Here is a 16,627-nt window from a genome sequence, read left to right on the forward strand (position 1 = left end):
GCCTCTGGCCTCCCCCACCAAGCTCACGCCGAGGCCGGAACCCTCACTCGTGCATGGCCCATGGCCGACCCGGCAGTCACCTGGCCAACCCTAGGTGACCATCACAGGCGGGGCAACGCCGTTTGTCGCGCAGGCTCACCGCGGCGGCCCTCTTCCTGCTGATCGCCACCCGAGGCCGGCTCGGTTACGCGCCCGACGCCACGGACACCACGACCGCCACGAAGCGCCTGTAACGCTTCCGCACCTCGGACCAAGAACAGGTGAAGTGCCGTAGGAAGCAAGCCCGGAGAACGTCCGAACGTCCGAGGCATGGGGCCGGAGGCTGACACGACGCCTTCGGCCGCCGTGACGAGAGCCCTTGCCGGGCGGCGGGGCGCTCAGACCTTCTCAACCAGCACCCGCGGATGATCGGCGAGAAGCATCCCGATGTCCTCCACATCGGACGTCAGGATGGTCACCCGGCCGGAATGCTGCACGGCCGTCGCACCGAGCATGGCGTCGATGGCGTACTTGTGCCCGTGCAGCCCGGCTCCCCGCAGCAGGATGGCCGCCGACTGGGCCACGGCCTGCGAGACCGGCTCCACGTGAAGCCGGGACAGCGTCCACTTCAGGGCGGCATCGTTGATCCTCGGATGGATGACCTCGACCAGCACCGCGGCAGAGGTGACCACGGGAAAGTCGGCCTCACGTGCCGCTGTCAGCCACTCATGGACCTCCCGGTCCCGCTGTACGGCCTTGGCAAGACCTTCACTGTCGAGCACGAGCGCACCGCTCACGCAGCCGCCCCCGCCCCGTCCGGACCGCCCGTGAGCCGGGCCCGCTTGGCCGCCACAGCAGCCGGGTCGGCCGGCCCGTGCACCTTGTCGAAGTCGGCGATCAACTCATCGAGGTTGTCGCGCTCGATCTGCCGCTGAGCCGCCCGCTCCAGGTATGCGGACACCCCGCGTGGGGGCCTAGGGGCGCTGCTTCAAGCGGTCGACGATCGCCCACTCCACCGTGTGCGACAGCTGGATGTACGTCCTGCCGGAAGCCGTAGACCCCTCACTGCGGAAGCCCAGGAATTCATAGGATTCCGCATCAAAGATGAGGTAGCTGCCCTTCTGGGACCCCTCCCCGGTGTAAGCGATCCCCACTCCCGTGCGCCCGGCAGAGTCCTTCACGCCCGGAATCGCCTTGACCCCGGGCACCAGGGCCAGTGCCTCGTACGCGGTGGAGCGCATCCCCTGAGGCAGCACGGGGTGCTTCAGGAGCTCGCCGAGCAGGAAATAGGCTTGGAACCAGTCGAAGCCGGAGAGGTCGTCGATCGACTGGTCGGTCGTGCCGTTGGCGGAGATGATTGCCGGAACGAGCTTCTCCGGTTCGGTAGGGAGCTTCTTCAGCTTGCTCCACTCCCGAGGCGGCCAGACGCCCTCGTTCTTCCCCATGGCCTCCTCCCAGATCACGTTGCCGCGCTCCATGGTCAGGGAGCGCTTGGAGCCGTCCACCGAGTCCCAGTTCACGTCCACAAAGGTCTTGACCTTGCCGGTCTTCCGGTCCGTCTCCTTGATGATCCGCTTCGAGTAGATGAACTGGTCGCCGCGCGGCGCTACGGGCGTCTCCTGATTGCCCGCGTACGCCGCCGCCCCGTTCAGCACCTTCGCAGCGGCGGCGTTGCGCATCCGCGGGGCGACCGTGCCCGCGCGGTCCGGGACTTCGCCCTCGGTGGTGATCAGCACCGCCGTCCCAGTGATCGCCATGGCGACCACCCCGGCCGTCGCGAGGCGCAGCGCGCGGCGGCGGCTGGGTCCGGTGTCGGGGTGCCGCTCCGTGCGCGTGATCGTGTTGAGCAGTCGGTGCCGGGCCTGTGCCCGGGCCGGTTCGGTGAGCGGGGGCGCGTCGGCGTCCCAGTCCCGCAGGAGTTCGAGTTCGTCAGTCATGGCCGGATGCCTCTCGCAGTGTCGTCGGATCGGATCCGCCCAATGCTTCGCGCAGCTTGCTGCGAGCCCGGTGCAGCCGTGATCTGACCGTGCCGATGGGGACACCGAGGGCCTGGGCCACCTCCTCGTAGCCGAGACCGCCCCACGCCACCAGCAGCAGCACGTCCCGGTGCCGCGCGGGCAGTGCGGCCAGTGCCGCCGCCAGCTCGCGGCGTACGGCCTGTGCCCCCACCCGGGCCGCAGCCCGGTCGGCCAGCGGCTCCTCGTGGTCGGCGGGAGCCGGGACGCGGGCCAGGGCCTTGAACCGGCGGGCCTCGGCCCGCCGGTGCCGGCCGACCAGGTTGGTCGCTATGCCGAACAGCCAGGGCCGGGCGCCGTCGCCCGTGGCCCGCGCGGGGTCGTACCGGTGCCGCTGCTGGAAAGCAGTGGTGAAGGTCTCCGCCATGAGGTCGTCGGCCGGCTCGCCGCCGAGCCTACGGGCCAGATAACGGTGTACCGCATCCGCGTGCCGGTCGAAGAGCACGGCGAATGCCTCGGGCTCATCCCGGGACCGCGCAATTACCAAGGCATCGCTCTCCGCCCCCGTGCGGACGCCTGGCTCGACGGTCATCGGGGCTCCTCTCGTCCTGGGAACGCTTCGAAGGCTTGGGCTTTCATCTCTCCTTCGCCGGTCGCCCCCGGCGAGTTCCCTCGGGGCCCCTGGCCGCTGGTCCCCAGTGCTGCGCCGCGGACGTTCCGCGGCACAGCACTGGCTGGGTACCGCGGTCTTGAGGTGATGACATCGACTGCCAAGACGGCGCGGCAGGCTCCGATGAAGGCGCGCGTGGCCCTCAGCGACCACGCGCACCCCGGCCAAAGAAGGCCCAACCAAGTAACGGCCATGTGAGCTTCATCAGCGCCTCTCCCCCGTGCGCCAAGAGCCGTAAGTCCCGCATCGATACGGACCGCGCCCCCGCCGGACTGGTTCCCGAATCGCCGCAAACGACGTTACGAGCGCCACCAGTCCTGACGCTGCGGCGCCCCTTGAGAAGCGTCGTAACCCGGCGCCCCGTACGCCCCCGTGCCATAGCCATCCGCCGGACCGTAACCACCCGCCGGACCGTAACCACCCGCCGCACCATAACCACCCGCCGTGCCGTAACCGCCCGTCGCGTCGTAAGCCGTCGCCGTCTCCCGCTGCCCGGCCCGTGGCATCGGCGTCGCCTGCTCCATCGTGCCCTTCCAGGTGCGGGCGGGAGGACGGCCGGCGTACGTGCCGAAGATCAGGGCCGCGGCGGTGGCGGCGATCACGCCGGGGACCATCTCGTAGACGCCCGTCTGCAGCGGGCCGAGGAGTGGGTCGATGTCGTCCCACAGGAACACGGTCAGGGCGCCGGTCACCATGCCTGCCATCGCTCCGGCCGCCGTCATTCCCGGCCAGTACAGGGACAGGAGGACCACCGGGCCGAAGGCCGCGCCGAATCCGGCCCACGCGTACGCGACGATGTCGAGCACGGCGCCTCCGCTCAGCGCGATCACATACGCGACGACCGCCACGGCCACCACGCTCAGACGGCCGACCAGCAGCAGCGAGGTGTCGGAGGCCCGGCGGTTGAGGAACGCCCGGTAGAAGTCCTCGGTGAGGGACGTGGCCGAGACCAGCAGCTGGCTGTCCACCGTGGACTTGATCGCGGCCAGTACCGCGACCAGCAGGATTCCGGCGATCCAGGGGTTGACCAGCCGGGTGGCCAGTTCGATGAAGACCGTCTCGGGATTGTCGAGCGGGTCGGGGAGTACGGCGATCCCGGCCAGGCCGATGAACGAGGCGCCCGCCAGGACGACGACCACCCAGCTCACGCCCAGTCGTCGGGCCCGCGGTATGTCACGGGTGCTGCGGATGCTCATGAAGCGGCTCAGGATGTGGGGCTGGCCGAAGTAGCCGAGGCCCCAGGCGAGGAGGGAGATCATCGCGACGGTGCCGAGCGGGCCGCCGGTCGTCCAGACGTTGTCCGCGAACGATGCCTCGGCGGCCGGGTCGAGCAGGGCCGGGCTCGCGTCGCTGATCGCGTCGTGCAGGGCGTCTGGGCCGCCGGCCTTCCAGAGGGCGATCAGGGGGAGGGCGATCGCCGCGAGGAACATCAGCGCGCCCTGGATGGAGTGCGTGAAGCTCAGGGCCGTGAAGCCGCCGAGGATGGTGTAGACGACGATCACCACGGCGAAGATGGTGAGCCCGGTCTCGAAGTCGGAGCCGAAGATCTCGTTGAAGAGGAGGCCGCCGGCGACGAGTCCGCTGGCGACGTAGACGGTGAAGAAGACGACCGTGACGACGGCCGAGAGCGACCGGAGCACGCGGCTGCGGTCCTCGAAACGTTCCTCCAGGTACGAGGACAGGGTTACGGAGTTACCGGCCTGCTCGGTGTAGGTGCGCAGACGGGGCGCGACGAGCCGCCAGTTCAGATACGTACCGATGATCAGGCCGACCGCGATCCATGTCGCCCCTATCCCGGTCATGTACACGGCTCCGGGGAGGCCCAGGAACAGCCAGCCGGACATGTCGCTGGCGCCGGCGGACAGGGCGGCCACCGGGGCGGTGAGCCTGCGCCCGCCGACGGAGAAGTCCTCGAAGGTGCTGGTCTCCCCGTGGGCCATCACCCCGATCATGACCATCGCGATCAGAAACACTCCAAAGGTGATCATGGCTGGAATGGTCAGGGTGATCATGGGGGGGTTCTCCCTGCGATACGACGGGCCAGGGCATATGCCAAACGTGTGCACAGGCCACTTTTTCGGGCCGGAACGGCGCAGTTTAGGGGCGACAGTCCGTATCGGCGAGGGCACAGAGGCGACAAGCGGCTCCATCAGTTCCGGATTGTGGCGGTTACGGACGGATACGCGAATGCGAAGGTTCTTCGAAGGTTATGGAGGTGATGTGGACTCAGGCCCGGAGCCCCCGGCGCAGTCGGCGGCCCAGCAGTTCGACGCCGATGCTGATCAGGAGTGACGCCAGCAGGACGCTGGTGACGACCGGGAAGTCGAAGGACGCGAGGCGGTCGCCGAGGAGGACGCCCAGACCCGCCGCGCCCACGACGCCCACCACGGCGGTGTCGCGTACGCAGATCTCGAAGCGGTAGAGCGTGTAGGTGATCAGGTGGTTCGCGGACGGTGGGGCCATGGTGGCGACGGACGCGACCGCGCGGGGGACGCCGGCGCCCAGCAGGGAGTCACGGGGGCCCAGGTCCATGGTTTCCCAGGCCTCGGCGACCAGGCGGGCGAGGATGCCGCCGGTGTAGAGGCCGAGGGCCAGGGCGCCGGGCAGTACGCCGGGGAAGAGCGCCAGCAGTGCGACGATCGCCCACACCGTCGGGGGGATCGACCGCAGGAGCAGGAGCAGGATGCGGGTCGTCCACCAGACGGTCCGCCGGACCCAGCGCGCCAGGACCGGGCCGTCCGCGCCGCGTCGGCCGGCTCGTGGGCGGGTGGCCCAGGGGCCCACTACCAGGGTGATCACGACCGCCACGACCATGGCGAGCACGGCCATGGCCACGGTGTCGAAGGCGGCGCCGGTCAGCGTCCGCCAGCCGCCCTCGGGGAGTGCGGGCGGCCACAGGTCTGACAGCAGCCGGCCGCCGAGTTCCCGGGTGCGGGCCGAGGCCAGTCCGGCCGGTGAGAGGCCGGACCACCACCAGGCGACCGCGATCGCCGGCACCACCATGGCCAGCGACCAGCGGGTCGTACGGGACAGACCACGCGGCGACCGGCCGGCCTCGCGGGAGCGCTCACCTCCAAGGGAGCGGGAACGCTCGCGTCCGGCCGACCGGCCCGTCTCTCGGGACGGCTCGCGTCCGGCCGACCCGCCCGCCTCGCGGGAGCGCTCGCGTCCCACGGACCAGTCCGCGCAGGTCACCACCGCGACGTCGGAGCGGACGCGGCTGCTCCACAGCTCGACGGCCGCCGCGAGGGTCAGGAGTGCGGCGACGAGCGTCCAGACCTCGTCCCAGTTACGGGACTGAAGGCTCACCGTCAGCTCGAATCCCAGCCCACCGACGCCCGCCACCCCGAGCACGACCGCGGACCTGAGGGCGCACTCGAACCGGTAGAAGGAGTACGACAGGAGCAGCGGGGCGGTGCCGGGCAGCAGGGCGTAGGCCAGTGCGGAGCACCGCTTGGCGCCGGCCGCGCGCAGCGAACGCAGCGGGGCGTCCGGTACCGCATCGAAGGTCTCCCCGAACACCTGGGCGCTCTGCGCGCCGAAGGGCAGGGCGAGCGCCAGAACGGCGACGAGCGGATCGAGACCGAGCACGCTGACGAAGAACAGCGCCCACACCAGCTCGTGCACAGAGCGGACGGCCACCAGTACGCCGCGCAGGACAAGCCGCGCCCCACGTACCGGCCACGGAAGACGGCCACCCCATGCCACATCACTCAGCACCAGGCCGCCGGCCAGGCCCAGCACCAGCGCCCCCGCCGTCCCGAGCAGCGCCAGGGCCAGCGTCGTCGCCGTCGCCTCCAGCACCACCGTGAGGAACTCGGCCTCCAGGGAGGGGTGCAGCGCACTCGCCGCGACGTCGTCGAGCAGTGCGAGACCGCCCCGGTTGACCAGCTCGCCGCCCGAGGGGACAGCGCGCAGGGTCGCCCAGGCCAGCAGGGCGGCCACGGCGACAAGCGTCACGAGCCTTCGGAGCCGTACCCTCCGCCCGCTCACGGCCTTTCGCCCCGGCGCGGACGACGACGCGGTCGGTGGCGTGGGCGGGGCGTCGAGCTGGAGTGTCATACGAGCTCGTACAGATCGTGCAGGGCCGAGTCCTGCAGCTCGGCGGCCGGGCGGTCGAGGACGATCCGGCCCTCGCGCAGGCCCACCACGCGGGTGCAGTGCTCGCGGGCGAGTGCGGGCTGGTGAAGGCTGACGACCAGCGTCCGCAGGGGCGGTGAGGTAGATGAGGTAGATGGTGAGGCACTCGTCGACGAGGTGGTGCCGAGCAGGTCGAGTATCCCCGCGGCCCGTACCGGGTCGAGGCTGGAGACCGGCTCGTCGGCCACCACCAGGTCCGGCGACTGCACCAGGAGCCGGGCGATCGCCACCCGCTGCCGTTCGCCGCCCGAGAGGCGCTCGGTGCGTTCGTGGAGAGCCCAGCCCAGGTCGACCCGGTCGAGCGCGTCCCGGACCACGTCGAGCGAGCGCGGCCACAGCAGCGAGGCCAGCGCTCGGGCGGTGCTCCACTGGCCGAGCCTGCCCGCGTTGACGTTGTGCAGCACGCGGACCTGCTCGATCAGGGCGAGGTGCTGGCTCACCAAGCCGATACGCCGCTGAAGGAGCCGGCGCCGCGCGGCAGTCACGCCCGCGAGCTCCTCACCGAAGACCTCCACCGTGCCCGTGGTCGGTTCCAGCGAACCGTTGAGAAGGGCCAGGAGCGTGCTCTTGCCGGCGCCGCTCGTACCGAGCACCGCGACCCGTTCCCCGGCATGGATCGTCAGGTCCACCTCGCACAGCGCCTCGTGCGAGCCGAACCGACGCCCCGCACCGCGGAGTTGGACGACGGGTGCGACGCCCGCCGTACCACTCACCGCAGCAGCCTCAGGTCACGGGCCACGTCCTCGATCCGGTCGTACGCCGAATTCCTGGCCCCTACGAAGGACTTGGCACCGAAGAGCTTCAACAGCTCGGCATCCTCGGCCTTCCCCTGGTCGAGCCCGAGGAGCAGGTCCAGCACCTTCTTTCGCGTACCGGCGCCGAAGGTGTCGTCGAGATCAGGGCGTACGAGCCAGTGGTAGTCGGCGTAGCCGGGGGTGCGCCACAGCACGACCACCTTGCTCAGGTCGACCTCCTTCGCCTCGACCGTGGCCTTCCACACCTGCTCGTTGACTGCGCCGACCTCGAAGCTGCCCTGGGCGACGACCTCGATGGTGGCGTCGTGGGAGCCGGAGAACCCCGGTTTCCCCCGCAGTTCGCCGGTCTCCAGCCCGGCCTGGCGCATGAAGTACTGGGGCATCAGCCGCCCGGAGGTGGACGTCTCGCTGCCGAAGCTGAGCGTGTGTCCCGCCAGGGTGCGCAGGCCGTCCACCTTGTCGAACGGTCGCAGCCCCGAGTCCTTGTGAGCGATGAACAGGCTGTGGAAGTCGGCGTCGATGTCGCGTTGCGCTATGGCAGTGGCGCCCCGTACCCGCTCGCGTGCCTGTACGCCGGTCAGCCCGCCCATCCAGGCCAGGTGGATGTCGCCGATCTCGAAGGCCCTTACGACGGCGGTGTAGTCGGTGACGGGGCGGTAGGCGACCTTCAGGCCGGTGGCGTCGGCGAACCGCTCGGCCACGGCCGGATAGAGGCGGTTCAGCAGCTCGGGGTCCTGATCGGGGATGGCGGAGATCCCGAGTTGCCGCGAGCCGGACCCGCCGCCGCTGCCGCTCGCGCCGCCGCCGCAGGCGCTCAGCAGGGCGGTCGCTCCGGTGGCTCCGGCAGCGCCCAGGAGCAAGGTACGGCGGGTCATCGGTCGTACAGGCATGGACACTTCCTGGTTCCTGGCCTTCCTGATGGTCCTGGGTCTGCCGGCTCTCCTGGCCGGGTGATCGGGGGGCTCAGTCGCGCGGCGAAGGCGACGGCGACGCCCGTCCCGGCGCGGCGGCGACCGTCATGGCGACCACGGCGACCGACAGCAGAAAGGCAGCCGAGGTCGCGGTGCCGCCCAGGGAGGGGTCGCTGAAGCCGATCTGGGCGTACAGGGACAGCGCGGCGCCCACCCCGACGAGTGCCGCCGCCCAGCCGAGGAAGGCGGCCCGGCCGAGGGTGGCCACGAGCACCAGTGCGCCGGCCACCAGCAGCACGACGCCACCGACGAGGTTGTACGCGCCGAGGCTGACCGAGGGATCGGAGGAACCCAGGATGTAGCCGCGCGGGTCGAGCGGATCGTCGCCGGCCGTGCCCACCACGGTGACGGCGCCGGCGACCACCGCGACCGCGCCCCACACCAGACCGAGGCTCCGGGCGGAGCCGGTGCGGGAGCGCACCGCGTCCACGGCGAACGCCCGCCCCGCCGAGGAGAACAGGATCACCACATGGGCGCCGATCATCAGCCAGTACGCCCATGGCCATTCGTGCGGGCCGTAGGCGACAGAGAGGCCGATGGCCAGGGACTGGGCCACACCGAGCAGCGCGGCCACCCGTACCCAGGCACCGGTCAGCAGCATCACGGCGAGCGCGGTCTCGGCGATCAGCACGCCCCATCCGAATACCTGGATATTGGGCAGTACGGCGTGCTCCACGATCCAGCTGTACGGCGGGAGCACCGGGTCGCTCACGGCGAACGCGGTGAACTTGTAGAGCCCTGTCTTCGTGTCCTCCCCGAAGTCCGGGGCCCGCTTCCACGCCACGTTGTAGAGCCACATGAGCCCGAGCAGGACGCGCAGGAAGGCGGCTGCGACGGCCTGTTGACGAGGGACGGGGTCGGTCGCGGGGGCGAAGAGCCAGCGCACGGGCGCGAGCCCGGGCGTACGCGTTCTCCGAGGCTGAGGCGCATCAGGCGCAGAGTTCTCAGGCACAGCGGAACACCTCGCGTCCCGACCGGTCGGCGGCATCCTGGACGGCGAGCGTGTCCCGTACGACTCCGAAGACCTCGGCGAGCGGCAGCGGGGCGTCGGCGATCCGCAGATGCGGGTTGGTGACCGCCACCGGATGCCACCAGGCGCCGTCCACGGTGAGCGTGGGCTCCGGCTCCAGGTTCTCCAATGCCACGTGTACGCCCTTGTCGGCGAAGCCTTCCTGGGCCACCGGCCGGATGATCCGGTCCGGCGGGGCGATGCGAGCGTCGTCCAGGCGTCGGTGCAGCGCCTCGGCACCCTTCGGGTCCTCGTCGTACAGCGTCGCGGCCACCCGCACCCGGAACCCGAGCGAACGCGCCAGCTCGATCCCGTCGAGCGCCCGCGCCCACGAGCCCGCGCCCCGCTGCCGGTCGTGCAGTTCGGGGGTGGCCGAGTCGAGGCTGATCTGGAGGACGACGTCGCGGTCCAGGCTCTCGAGGGTCTTCCGGCGGTTGCCCTTCGCGAAGATCATTCCGTTGGTCAGTACGGTGCGTTCCAGACCGTCCGCCGCCTCGACGAGGGCGCCCAGCTCCGGTTGCATGAAGGGCTCGCCGCCGGTGAGGAACACCTCGCGACCGCCCTGGGCCTTGAACTCGTCGAACACCTCGGCGGCGAGGGCCGGTTGGAAACGCCGGGCGGCGGCTTTCGGGGAGGACTCGGCGCAGCAGTAGCCGCAGGCGAGGTTGCAGTCGAAGTTGGTGTAGATCCACAGCCGCCGGCCCACGGGCGTCCGCTCACCCTGGCTGAAAACGGTGCCCGGCTGCTCCGCACGCCCGCCCTTGTCTCCCCCACCGGACTTGCTCACGGACTTGCTCACGGCGAACCACCAAGGCCCCTGCTCCGACTCGGCCACCCGGGTGACGACGTCATGCCCGACCAGCTCGGCCCAGACCGGCAGATCGGTGTCCACACTCACCTCCGCGCTGCGCACTCCGAGCAGCTGACCGGGCTCCAGCCGCCGCATCGCGCGGGTGATCAGCAGCAACAAACCGCTGCCACAGTCCATGTCGCCGCCATCGACCAGGGCGTCGACTTCGCCGAGGGGATTCGGCGAACTCGACGCGCGATCCAGACCTGTCAGTTCGACCATGGTTCCGACCGTAGCGACGACCGGGCACGACAGGCAGTGGCTGGATCCTTACCGAACCATGACGGCACCCGTCCGGGGTGCCGAGGCAGGCGCACCAGGTCTACGGTCGGACCATGACCGACCACGGCATCCAGCGCCCCGACGACCCGGCGGCCCGTACGGAGTTCTGGGAAGGCGTCCACCACAGCAAGGACATCGACGGAGTCTCCTGGTGGCAGTCGGTCCCGGGGCTCTCCCTGGGCCTGGTCGACAAGGCCGGAGTCGGCCTCGACGAGCCGGTCATCGACGTGGGCGCCGGCTGGTCGACCCTGGTGGACCACCTGCTCGAACGCGGCTACCGCGACCTGACGGCCGTGGACCTGTCCACCACCGCCCTCCAGACGGTCCGCGACCGCCTCGGCCCGGCAGGCGCGGACGTCACCCTCACCGTGGCCGACGTCCTCGACCTGCGCATGGGCCGCGAGTACGCCCTGTGGCACGACCGCGCCGTCTACCACTTCCTCACCGAGCCCGACGAACGCGCCGACTACCTGACCTCCCTGAACCGCTCCCTCCGCCCGGGTGGCCGGCTCGTAGTGGCGACCTTCGGCCCCGACGGCCCCACCACCTGCAGCGGCCTCCCGATCGTCCGCTACACCCACACCGAGCTGGCCGCCGAGTTTCCCGGCTACGAACTCGTCGACACCGCGGGCGAAGAACACCTCACCCCCTGGGGCACGTCCCAGCAGTTCACGGCGATCCTGATGCGCCGCCGCTGAGCGCACTGTCAGGCCGCCAGTCACGTCAGGTGCACCTCGAGTGCCGCCCGTACGCCCGACTCCAGCGCGCCCTCGATCCATGACGGCACCGCGCATCGGCGAACGGCTGCGCCGCCTTCTCGTGGCCGCCGGTCCGGAAGGTCTTGATCCGGCCGCCGACACGATTGCCGTTGGCCTCCAGCAGCGTGACCTCGTGCCCGGCCCGCTTGAGCAGCCAGGCCGCCACAAGCCCGGCCGGGCCCGCACCGACCACCAGGACCTTGCCGCGCCCACCGCCCGAGCGCATGTGACGCCTCGTCACACCCCGGAACACCACCACCGGTCAGGTGCCGGGAGGTTTGCGCCGACGTTCAGCCACCGTGCCGTCGCCGGGGGTGGTGCCTGGTAACCGCCTGCGGCGCCGTTAGCAGAAAACTCAAAGTCAGCTTTGGTTCCGCGTCGAGGATCTGCGTGAAACTGAAGCTGACTTTGCTGTTTTCGTCGTTCTACGTGAAATCGTCGCCGTAGGCGGGCCCTGGCAGGCGCGCGCCCCGGCTCTCCGCGATGCGGTGTACGTCGGTCAGGGACTCGCTCATCCGCGCGAGCAGGAACCGGAGTTGGGCCGGTGTGACCTTGTGGTCGGTGAGCATGTCGGCGGCGTGGTCGAGGAGGTCGCCCGCCATGCCGAGCTGGACGCTTTCGATGGTGTCCGCCATGCGGGAGAGATAGCCGGTTCCGTCGGCGATGAGGTAGGCGGGCCTGCCTTCCGGGGTGGACCACGGAAGCAGTCGCGGGGTATCGGTGCGGTCGGTCATGCCGACACCTCCACGCCGTGGATGAAGCGTGGTCCGAGGGATGCGCCTGCCGCCCGGTGGCGGCCTCGGGCAGGAAACAGGAGCCGCAGCAGCGGCTCGAGCAGCCTCGCGACAGCGTGGGTCATGTCATCAACTCCCTTGCGGTTGACGGCCACGCCCCTGCACCAGCGATGCGGTTGCGAGTGTTCTTTGCGTGACCTTTCCCTCACAGCCTGTGGTCGGCGTCGCTACGCTGCTAGTAGGTCGGGCCTGACAACGCGGCTTTCAAGTACGGGAGTTGATCGCATGGCGCAGGGGCGCAAGCCACGCTCACCCAGGAGCCGCCCGGTGGCGGGCGCACAGCGCCTCGTGCGAGCCGAACCGGCGCCCCGCACCGCGGACCGACGGACACACCACCGTCCCCGTCCGTGACTCCAAGAACCCCCACGGCCCCGCCCTCCTCTTCCCGGTGGGCGGCTGGTCCTCGTTCGTCGACGCCGTCAAGAGCGGGCAGTTCCCCGTCTGAGCTCCACGCGTCCCCCGACCAAGTGGCCCCTGTCGTGCCTGACAGGGGCCCTGTCACGTAAGGCAGGCGCAATGCGGCGAGGTCGGCTTAGAGCGCGATAAGACCCGCGGTCGTCGGCTTGAACCCGCAGGCGTCGAAGTAGAACGACCGCAGGTCGTCCTCGAAGTCGACGTGCAGCCATTCGCATTCGGCCGTACGGGCCTGTCGGGCGGCCTCGGCGACGAGCCCGGCTCCGATCCCGGAGCGGCGGTGGCTCGCTGCGACCGCGGTGTCCAGGATGAACGCGTGGACGCCGCCGTCCCACGCGACGTTCACGAAGCCGACGAGATCACCGTCATGGCGTGCGCACACCCAGCCGAGGCTGTGACGCTGCACCCTGGCCAGCCAATCGACATCCGAGGTCCGATGGTCGAATCCCGCTGCATGCAGCGCATTGACGGCTGCGTTGTCGAAGTCGCCCCGCCACTCGTACGTGATCGTCATGACGAGAGCGTAGACCGCTGATTCTGTTGAACTGCCTGTGCCGGCCGCGGGGTTGATCGTCCGTGCGGAACGGGCGCACCGGCGGTGTCCGCTGACCGTCACGGGGCGGAGGATGTCAACTCCTGTCTTCTGGCTGTCGTCATGTCGCGCGGAAGCTGTGCCAAAGGGCCCGGCCGTCGCCGAAGAACGGCAGCAGGAACACGATGTGCGCGAGGTACCACCAGGCCAAGGTCCGGTCGAGGCCTGGGAGCCACAGGAGGGCGCCCACCGCGATGCAAGCAGACGGCCCGGCCAGGGCCACGACAGCTGTTTGCCGTGCTGTCATGGCCCCTTCCGGGATCACCGACGTGCGCCATGCAGTCCGCTCGATCGTGATGTGAGTGACCGTACGGATCCGTTTGAGGACGAGGGCGTGCGCCGACTCGTGCAGGGCGAATGGGGCCACAAGGCCCAGGGTGGCTGGTTTGACCAGCACGATCCACGCCATCTCGGCCGGTACCGGGTCACCGGAGCGCGCCCTCCAGGCCAGAGCCACGGCCAGGAGGACGCCGGCGAACGCCAGCAGTGGCCACACCTGGGCGGCCACCGTCCAGCCAACGGTGCGGATCTTCAGGTCAGTTGCCGGGCATCTCGTTGAGGAGCTGGTCACGGCGCTGCTTCAACCCCCGGTAGATGATCTGGGCCATCGTCAGGATGATGGTGAGTACGAGGAACAGGGCGATGATCGGGACTGGGTTGTCAACACCGGTAGTGATGCTCGTTGCCCCGTTGGCCTTGTCCACCGTCTCGAAGACCAACGACCCGAAGAACGCTTTCCGTTCGCCGACGTCGTCACTTCCCGTTGAGAACATGAGGGCGAGCAGGGTCACCATTACCGTGACCAGTGTGAGCAGCGCGGCCCCTATGGCGGCCTTCACGACCGACCGTGCCTTGAGCATTCCTTCTCCTCGACTCGCTTGTGTGGATTCCTTGCACCGCATACCAGACGAACGCGGCGGCCGCCCCGGCAAGGCAGACCACCACCGCCCAGGGCGGGAGATTGAGCAGGCCCAGCCCGATCACTGACAGGCTCAGAACGATGGCGACCACCGACAGCCCCAGAAACACGGAGAACGGATTGTCCTTCTCTGCCGGGAACACGATGCTGATACACGTGGTCATGACTGCCCCGCCGAGACAGCTCGCCAGAGCCGTCGCGCTGGAGAGCAACCGGTCCGGATAGATCACCGACGTGACCGCGAGAGCGGGCACGGCAAACACCGCTAGCAAGACCGACTGCGCCCTCATAAGCCGTACGTAGACCCGCCAGGCCGACGCCTGAGTGCCGGGCAGCATCCGCAACGGCTGGGTGGCGGTGAACTGATACAGGCCACCGAAGGACAAGGCAGCAAGCCCCCACATCGGGTTCATCGAGGGTTTGGCCAGCAGGAGGTAAACGAAAACTGCGACCGCCATCGCGGCAGCGGCAACGGTCTGTGCGCTGCGCAGCAGACACCAGTCATAAGGTCCCAGAACGCCTCCCAGTCGTACGCTTCCGGGAAGTTTCAGATAGCGGGACTGGCGTACATGCTGGTTCGGGGCGAGCACGAAGGCCAGGGCCATCAGCACGGCCGACGATGCCACCGCGGCGGCCAGAGTCAGCCAGGGCCCATACTCGTTCCACGCCCAGGACACCGACGTGGCCCACGTGTACTCAGTCCGCTTGCCCAGATACGCACCGGATATGTCCTGGACCATCGGCACCATCTGCGCGGAGTAAAAGGCCAGCACCGCGAACAGGACAAGTACGTTGAGGATGCCTGCCATCCGGCTGAGCCCTATCAGCATCCACATCCGGGTCAGCAGCTGGTACAGAACAGAAAGCACCAGGTAGCTCAGGGCGACCGGCAGAATGACCGATGTCGTGATGTATCCGGTCGCGGACGGGCCGAGGAGGATCAGCGCGCTGACACAGAGGGAGACCAGGCCGGCAGCGGCCACGATGGCGGTCATCACCGCTTCGTATATGAGGAACGCCGTCGAGCGTTCCCGGTTGGTGACCGGTAGCTGATAGCTGAGCTGGAGCATCCCTTCGGCATTGATGAACAACACCTTCACCAGCAGGAACGCGATCTGTACCCACAGCAGGAGGGACACCGTCGAGGTGTTGAACATCAGTCGCCACACGGCTGCTTCGGTGGCCAGGGGGCGCAGGAAGTAGTAGGCGGCGGTGCACATGACGCCCAGGAGCAGGGCGGCTGCCACCATGACGAACACTCTGATCGGGGTGGACTTCAGGACTCCGGCCCGCAGTACCCGGCGACGGAAGAAGACGAGGAGCATGTGGGCCAGGACCGTGGACTGCCTCAGCCGTACCGCCGTCATCGCTGGGACGTTTCGAGGTAGTCGAACACCATGGCGGCCAGCGATCCGTGTTCTTCGACCAGATCCTTCGTCGGCTCGTCGTACACCACGTGGCCCAGGTCGAGGAAGAGGGTGCGGTCGGCCAGACGTTCCAGCACGGCGAAGTCGTGCGTGCACAGAAGGATCGAGCGGCCCGCGTCGCGAACCCGCCGGAACTCCTTCTCGGCGAGGTGCAGGGCTTCCAGGTCGATGCCGTTGAGGGTCTCGTCGATGATGGTCAGAGGCCGGCGCATGACGAGCGCTGACACCAGCTGCGTCTTCTTACGCATGCCGTGGGAGTAGTCCTCGATGAGATGGTCGTAACGACCCTCCATCGAGAACTTACGGAACAGGCCGATGACCTCATCGTGGTCGACATCGAGGTCGAACAGTTTGCCCATCATGGAGATGTACTCGCGGGCGGTGAGGAACTCGGGCAGGTAGTCGTTGCTGGACAGATACATGCCCAGTTGCTTCGCCTCAGGCAGGGCGTGCTCATGGCTGCCGATCCGGATGGACCCGGACTGAAGGCGCACGAGGTCGAAGATGTTCCTGATCAATGTGGACTTGCCGGAGCCGTTGGGGCCGACGAGACCGACGATCCTGCCTTCCTCGACCGTGAACGACACATCCGACAGGACGTTGACAATTCCGTCGTAGGAATAGCTGACGTCGTTGACATTCAGGAGAGACACGATCGCGTTGATCCTTTACCGAGTCAGTCAACCAGGGAGGTGCCCAGGAAGCCCGGGTACTTCCGGGCTTCCTGGGCACCTGGCAAACACAGCCGTCAGGCGGCTACACGCATTCGGCGCTGACCTTCAGGCCGAAGTTCTTGAAGGACCAGTTACCGCTGAACCTCTTGCCCTTCTTCACCACACACCAGACGACCAGTCCGGCGAAGATGGTGGCGCCCAGGGCGAGGATGACAGCGGTGAAGATCAGGAACCAGGCGTCGTAGCGGACGAGGCCCTTGTCGACCTTCGCCTTGACCGACTCAAGGGCACGTGCGGGCGCCGTGATCGCAGCCACGTACGCGCCGATCGACGCGTTCGTGTAGGCGCTGACGGCCTTCGCCTGTACCGATTCGCCGGCGGTTATGGGTTCCCGTACCAGAGTTGACGCAGACACAGTTGTTCTCCCCTGCGGTTGAT

The 16,627-nt window shown here is 68.9% G+C and carries 20 protein-coding genes and 1 pseudogene; 2 read left to right on the top strand and 19 right to left on the bottom strand.

Annotated features, from left to right (window positions below; genetic code table 11):
• Positions 1–377: 377 nt before the first annotated feature.
• The 10 genes from ABD357_RS13940 to ABD357_RS13985 form a co-directional block, all read right to left on the bottom strand.
• Complete coding sequence (locus ABD357_RS13940) at positions 378–776, bottom strand: type II toxin-antitoxin system VapC family toxin (RefSeq protein WP_344390149.1); 399 nt, start codon at positions 774–776, stop codon at positions 378–380.
• A complete protein-coding gene (locus ABD357_RS13945; protein ID WP_344390151.1) occupies positions 773–940 on the bottom strand; it encodes a hypothetical protein in 168 nt (55 codons plus the stop codon). The genes ABD357_RS13940 and ABD357_RS13945 overlap by 4 nt, the downstream gene beginning before the upstream one ends.
• Before the next feature lie 13 nt (positions 941–953).
• Positions 954–1,916 (bottom strand): CU044_5270 family protein, encoded by a 963-nt coding sequence (locus ABD357_RS13950; RefSeq protein WP_344390152.1) that lies wholly within the window; start codon positions 1,914–1,916, stop codon positions 954–956.
• Positions 1,909–2,526, bottom strand: a complete 618-nt coding sequence (locus ABD357_RS13955) for an RNA polymerase sigma factor (RefSeq protein WP_344390153.1) — start codon at positions 2,524–2,526, stop codon at positions 1,909–1,911. The genes ABD357_RS13950 and ABD357_RS13955 overlap by 8 nt, the downstream gene beginning before the upstream one ends.
• 377 nt (positions 2,527–2,903) lie before the next feature.
• Positions 2,904–4,592, bottom strand: a complete 1,689-nt coding sequence (putP, locus tag ABD357_RS13960) for a sodium/proline symporter PutP (protein ID WP_344390155.1) — start codon at positions 4,590–4,592, stop codon at positions 2,904–2,906.
• A gap of 238 nt (positions 4,593–4,830) precedes the next feature.
• Positions 4,831–6,564, bottom strand: coding sequence for a PhnE/PtxC family ABC transporter permease (locus ABD357_RS13965; protein WP_344390156.1), 1,734 nt, complete (start codon positions 6,562–6,564; stop codon positions 4,831–4,833).
• 98 nt (positions 6,565–6,662) lie between these two features.
• Positions 6,663–7,457: a phosphonate ABC transporter ATP-binding protein gene (locus tag ABD357_RS13970; RefSeq protein ID WP_344390158.1), complete on the bottom strand. Its 795-nt coding sequence runs from the start codon at positions 7,455–7,457 to the stop codon at positions 6,663–6,665.
• On the bottom strand, positions 7,454–8,389 hold the full coding sequence (locus ABD357_RS13975; protein ID WP_344390159.1) for a putative selenate ABC transporter substrate-binding protein: 936 nt from the start codon (positions 8,387–8,389) through the stop codon (positions 7,454–7,456). The genes ABD357_RS13970 and ABD357_RS13975 overlap by 4 nt, the downstream gene beginning before the upstream one ends.
• Positions 8,390–8,462: 73 nt before the next feature.
• A complete protein-coding gene (locus tag ABD357_RS13980; protein WP_344390161.1) occupies positions 8,463–9,356 on the bottom strand; it encodes an Rv1678 family membrane protein in 894 nt (297 codons plus the stop codon).
• A 58-nt stretch (positions 9,357–9,414) separates the two neighbouring features.
• The gene (locus ABD357_RS13985) at positions 9,415–10,551 is read right to left on the bottom strand and encodes a radical SAM protein (protein WP_344390162.1); all 1,137 of its coding nucleotides are present in this window, start codon (positions 10,549–10,551) and stop codon (positions 9,415–9,417) included.
• A gap of 113 nt (positions 10,552–10,664) precedes the next feature.
• Here ABD357_RS13985 and ABD357_RS13990 point away from each other — a divergent pair, with 113 nt between their 5' ends.
• Positions 10,665–11,309, top strand: coding sequence for a class I SAM-dependent methyltransferase (locus ABD357_RS13990; protein ID WP_344390163.1), 645 nt, complete (start codon positions 10,665–10,667; stop codon positions 11,307–11,309).
• Positions 11,310–11,334: 25 nt separating this feature from the next.
• Here the strand turns inward: ABD357_RS13990 and ABD357_RS13995 are convergent.
• From ABD357_RS13995 to ABD357_RS14005, 3 genes and pseudogenes are all read right to left on the bottom strand, one after another.
• Positions 11,335–11,571: pseudogene (locus tag ABD357_RS13995) on the bottom strand (FAD-dependent oxidoreductase); the annotation flags it as partial.
• Between the two features lie 223 nt (positions 11,572–11,794).
• Positions 11,795–12,103: a hypothetical protein gene (locus ABD357_RS14000; RefSeq protein WP_344390164.1), complete on the bottom strand. Its 309-nt coding sequence runs from the start codon at positions 12,101–12,103 to the stop codon at positions 11,795–11,797.
• Positions 12,100–12,228, bottom strand: coding sequence for a hypothetical protein (locus ABD357_RS14005; RefSeq protein ID WP_344390165.1), 129 nt, complete (start codon positions 12,226–12,228; stop codon positions 12,100–12,102). Before ABD357_RS14005 ends, ABD357_RS14000 begins: the two co-directional genes overlap by 4 nt.
• Positions 12,229–12,383: 155 nt before the next feature.
• On the opposite strand from ABD357_RS14005, the gene ABD357_RS44695 reads away from it, so the two are divergent.
• Positions 12,384–12,608, top strand: a complete 225-nt coding sequence (locus tag ABD357_RS44695) for a DUF397 domain-containing protein (RefSeq protein WP_425584868.1) — start codon at positions 12,384–12,386, stop codon at positions 12,606–12,608.
• 87 nt (positions 12,609–12,695) lie between these two features.
• Here the strand turns inward: ABD357_RS44695 and ABD357_RS14015 are convergent, their stop codons facing one another.
• The 6 genes from ABD357_RS14015 to ABD357_RS14040 form a co-directional block, all read right to left on the bottom strand.
• The gene (locus tag ABD357_RS14015) at positions 12,696–13,091 is read right to left on the bottom strand and encodes a GNAT family N-acetyltransferase (RefSeq protein WP_344390166.1); all 396 of its coding nucleotides are present in this window, start codon (positions 13,089–13,091) and stop codon (positions 12,696–12,698) included.
• Positions 13,092–13,230: 139 nt separating this feature from the next.
• Positions 13,231–13,740: a hypothetical protein gene (locus tag ABD357_RS14020; RefSeq protein WP_344390167.1), complete on the bottom strand. Its 510-nt coding sequence runs from the start codon at positions 13,738–13,740 to the stop codon at positions 13,231–13,233.
• Positions 13,706–13,942 carry a hypothetical protein gene (locus ABD357_RS14025; protein WP_344390168.1) on the bottom strand — a complete coding sequence of 79 codons (237 nt, stop codon included), beginning with the start codon at positions 13,940–13,942 and terminating at the stop codon, positions 13,706–13,708. Before ABD357_RS14025 ends, ABD357_RS14020 begins: the two co-directional genes overlap by 35 nt.
• The gene (locus ABD357_RS14030; protein ID WP_344390169.1) at positions 13,923–15,413 is read right to left on the bottom strand and encodes a hypothetical protein; all 1,491 of its coding nucleotides are present in this window, start codon (positions 15,411–15,413) and stop codon (positions 13,923–13,925) included. Before ABD357_RS14030 ends, ABD357_RS14025 begins: the two co-directional genes overlap by 20 nt.
• Before the next feature lie 38 nt (positions 15,414–15,451).
• Positions 15,452–16,168, bottom strand: coding sequence for an ATP-binding cassette domain-containing protein (locus ABD357_RS14035; protein ID WP_344390170.1), 717 nt, complete (start codon positions 16,166–16,168; stop codon positions 15,452–15,454).
• Positions 16,169–16,271: 103 nt separating this feature from the next.
• Positions 16,272–16,604, bottom strand: coding sequence for a hypothetical protein (locus ABD357_RS14040; RefSeq protein WP_344390173.1), 333 nt, complete (start codon positions 16,602–16,604; stop codon positions 16,272–16,274).
• Positions 16,605–16,627: the final 23 nt, after the last annotated feature.

This window comes from Streptomyces vastus, assembly GCF_039532825.1.
Classification (GTDB): domain Bacteria; phylum Actinomycetota; class Actinomycetes; order Streptomycetales; family Streptomycetaceae; genus Streptomyces; species Streptomyces vastus.

Bases quoted from the DNA above. Each gene is read 5' to 3' on its own strand.
- ABD357_RS13950 (WP_344390152.1), bottom strand. From the start codon at position 1,916: ATGACTGACGAACTCGAACTCCTGCGGGACTGGGACGCCGACGCGCCC.
- ABD357_RS14000 (WP_344390164.1), bottom strand. From the start codon at position 12,103: ATGACCGACCGCACCGATACCCCGCGACTGCTTCCGTGGTCCACCCCG.
- ABD357_RS13990 (WP_344390163.1), top strand. From the start codon at position 10,665: ATGACCGACCACGGCATCCAGCGCCCCGACGACCCGGCGGCCCGTACG.
- ABD357_RS14005 (WP_344390165.1), bottom strand. From the start codon at position 12,228: ATGACCCACGCTGTCGCGAGGCTGCTCGAGCCGCTGCTGCGGCTCCTG.
- ABD357_RS14030 (WP_344390169.1), bottom strand. From the start codon at position 15,413: ATGCTCCTCGTCTTCTTCCGTCGCCGGGTACTGCGGGCCGGAGTCCTG.
- ABD357_RS13975 (WP_344390159.1), bottom strand. From the start codon at position 8,389: ATGCCTGTACGACCGATGACCCGCCGTACCTTGCTCCTGGGCGCTGCC.
- ABD357_RS14015 (WP_344390166.1), bottom strand. From the start codon at position 13,091: ATGACGATCACGTACGAGTGGCGGGGCGACTTCGACAACGCAGCCGTC.
- ABD357_RS13985 (WP_344390162.1), bottom strand. From the start codon at position 10,551: ATGGTCGAACTGACAGGTCTGGATCGCGCGTCGAGTTCGCCGAATCCC.
- ABD357_RS13955 (WP_344390153.1), bottom strand. From the start codon at position 2,526: ATGACCGTCGAGCCAGGCGTCCGCACGGGGGCGGAGAGCGATGCCTTG.
- ABD357_RS14025 (WP_344390168.1), bottom strand. From the start codon at position 13,942: ATGTTCTCAACGGGAAGTGACGACGTCGGCGAACGGAAAGCGTTCTTC.
- putP (WP_344390155.1), bottom strand. From the start codon at position 4,592: ATGATCACCTTTGGAGTGTTTCTGATCGCGATGGTCATGATCGGGGTG.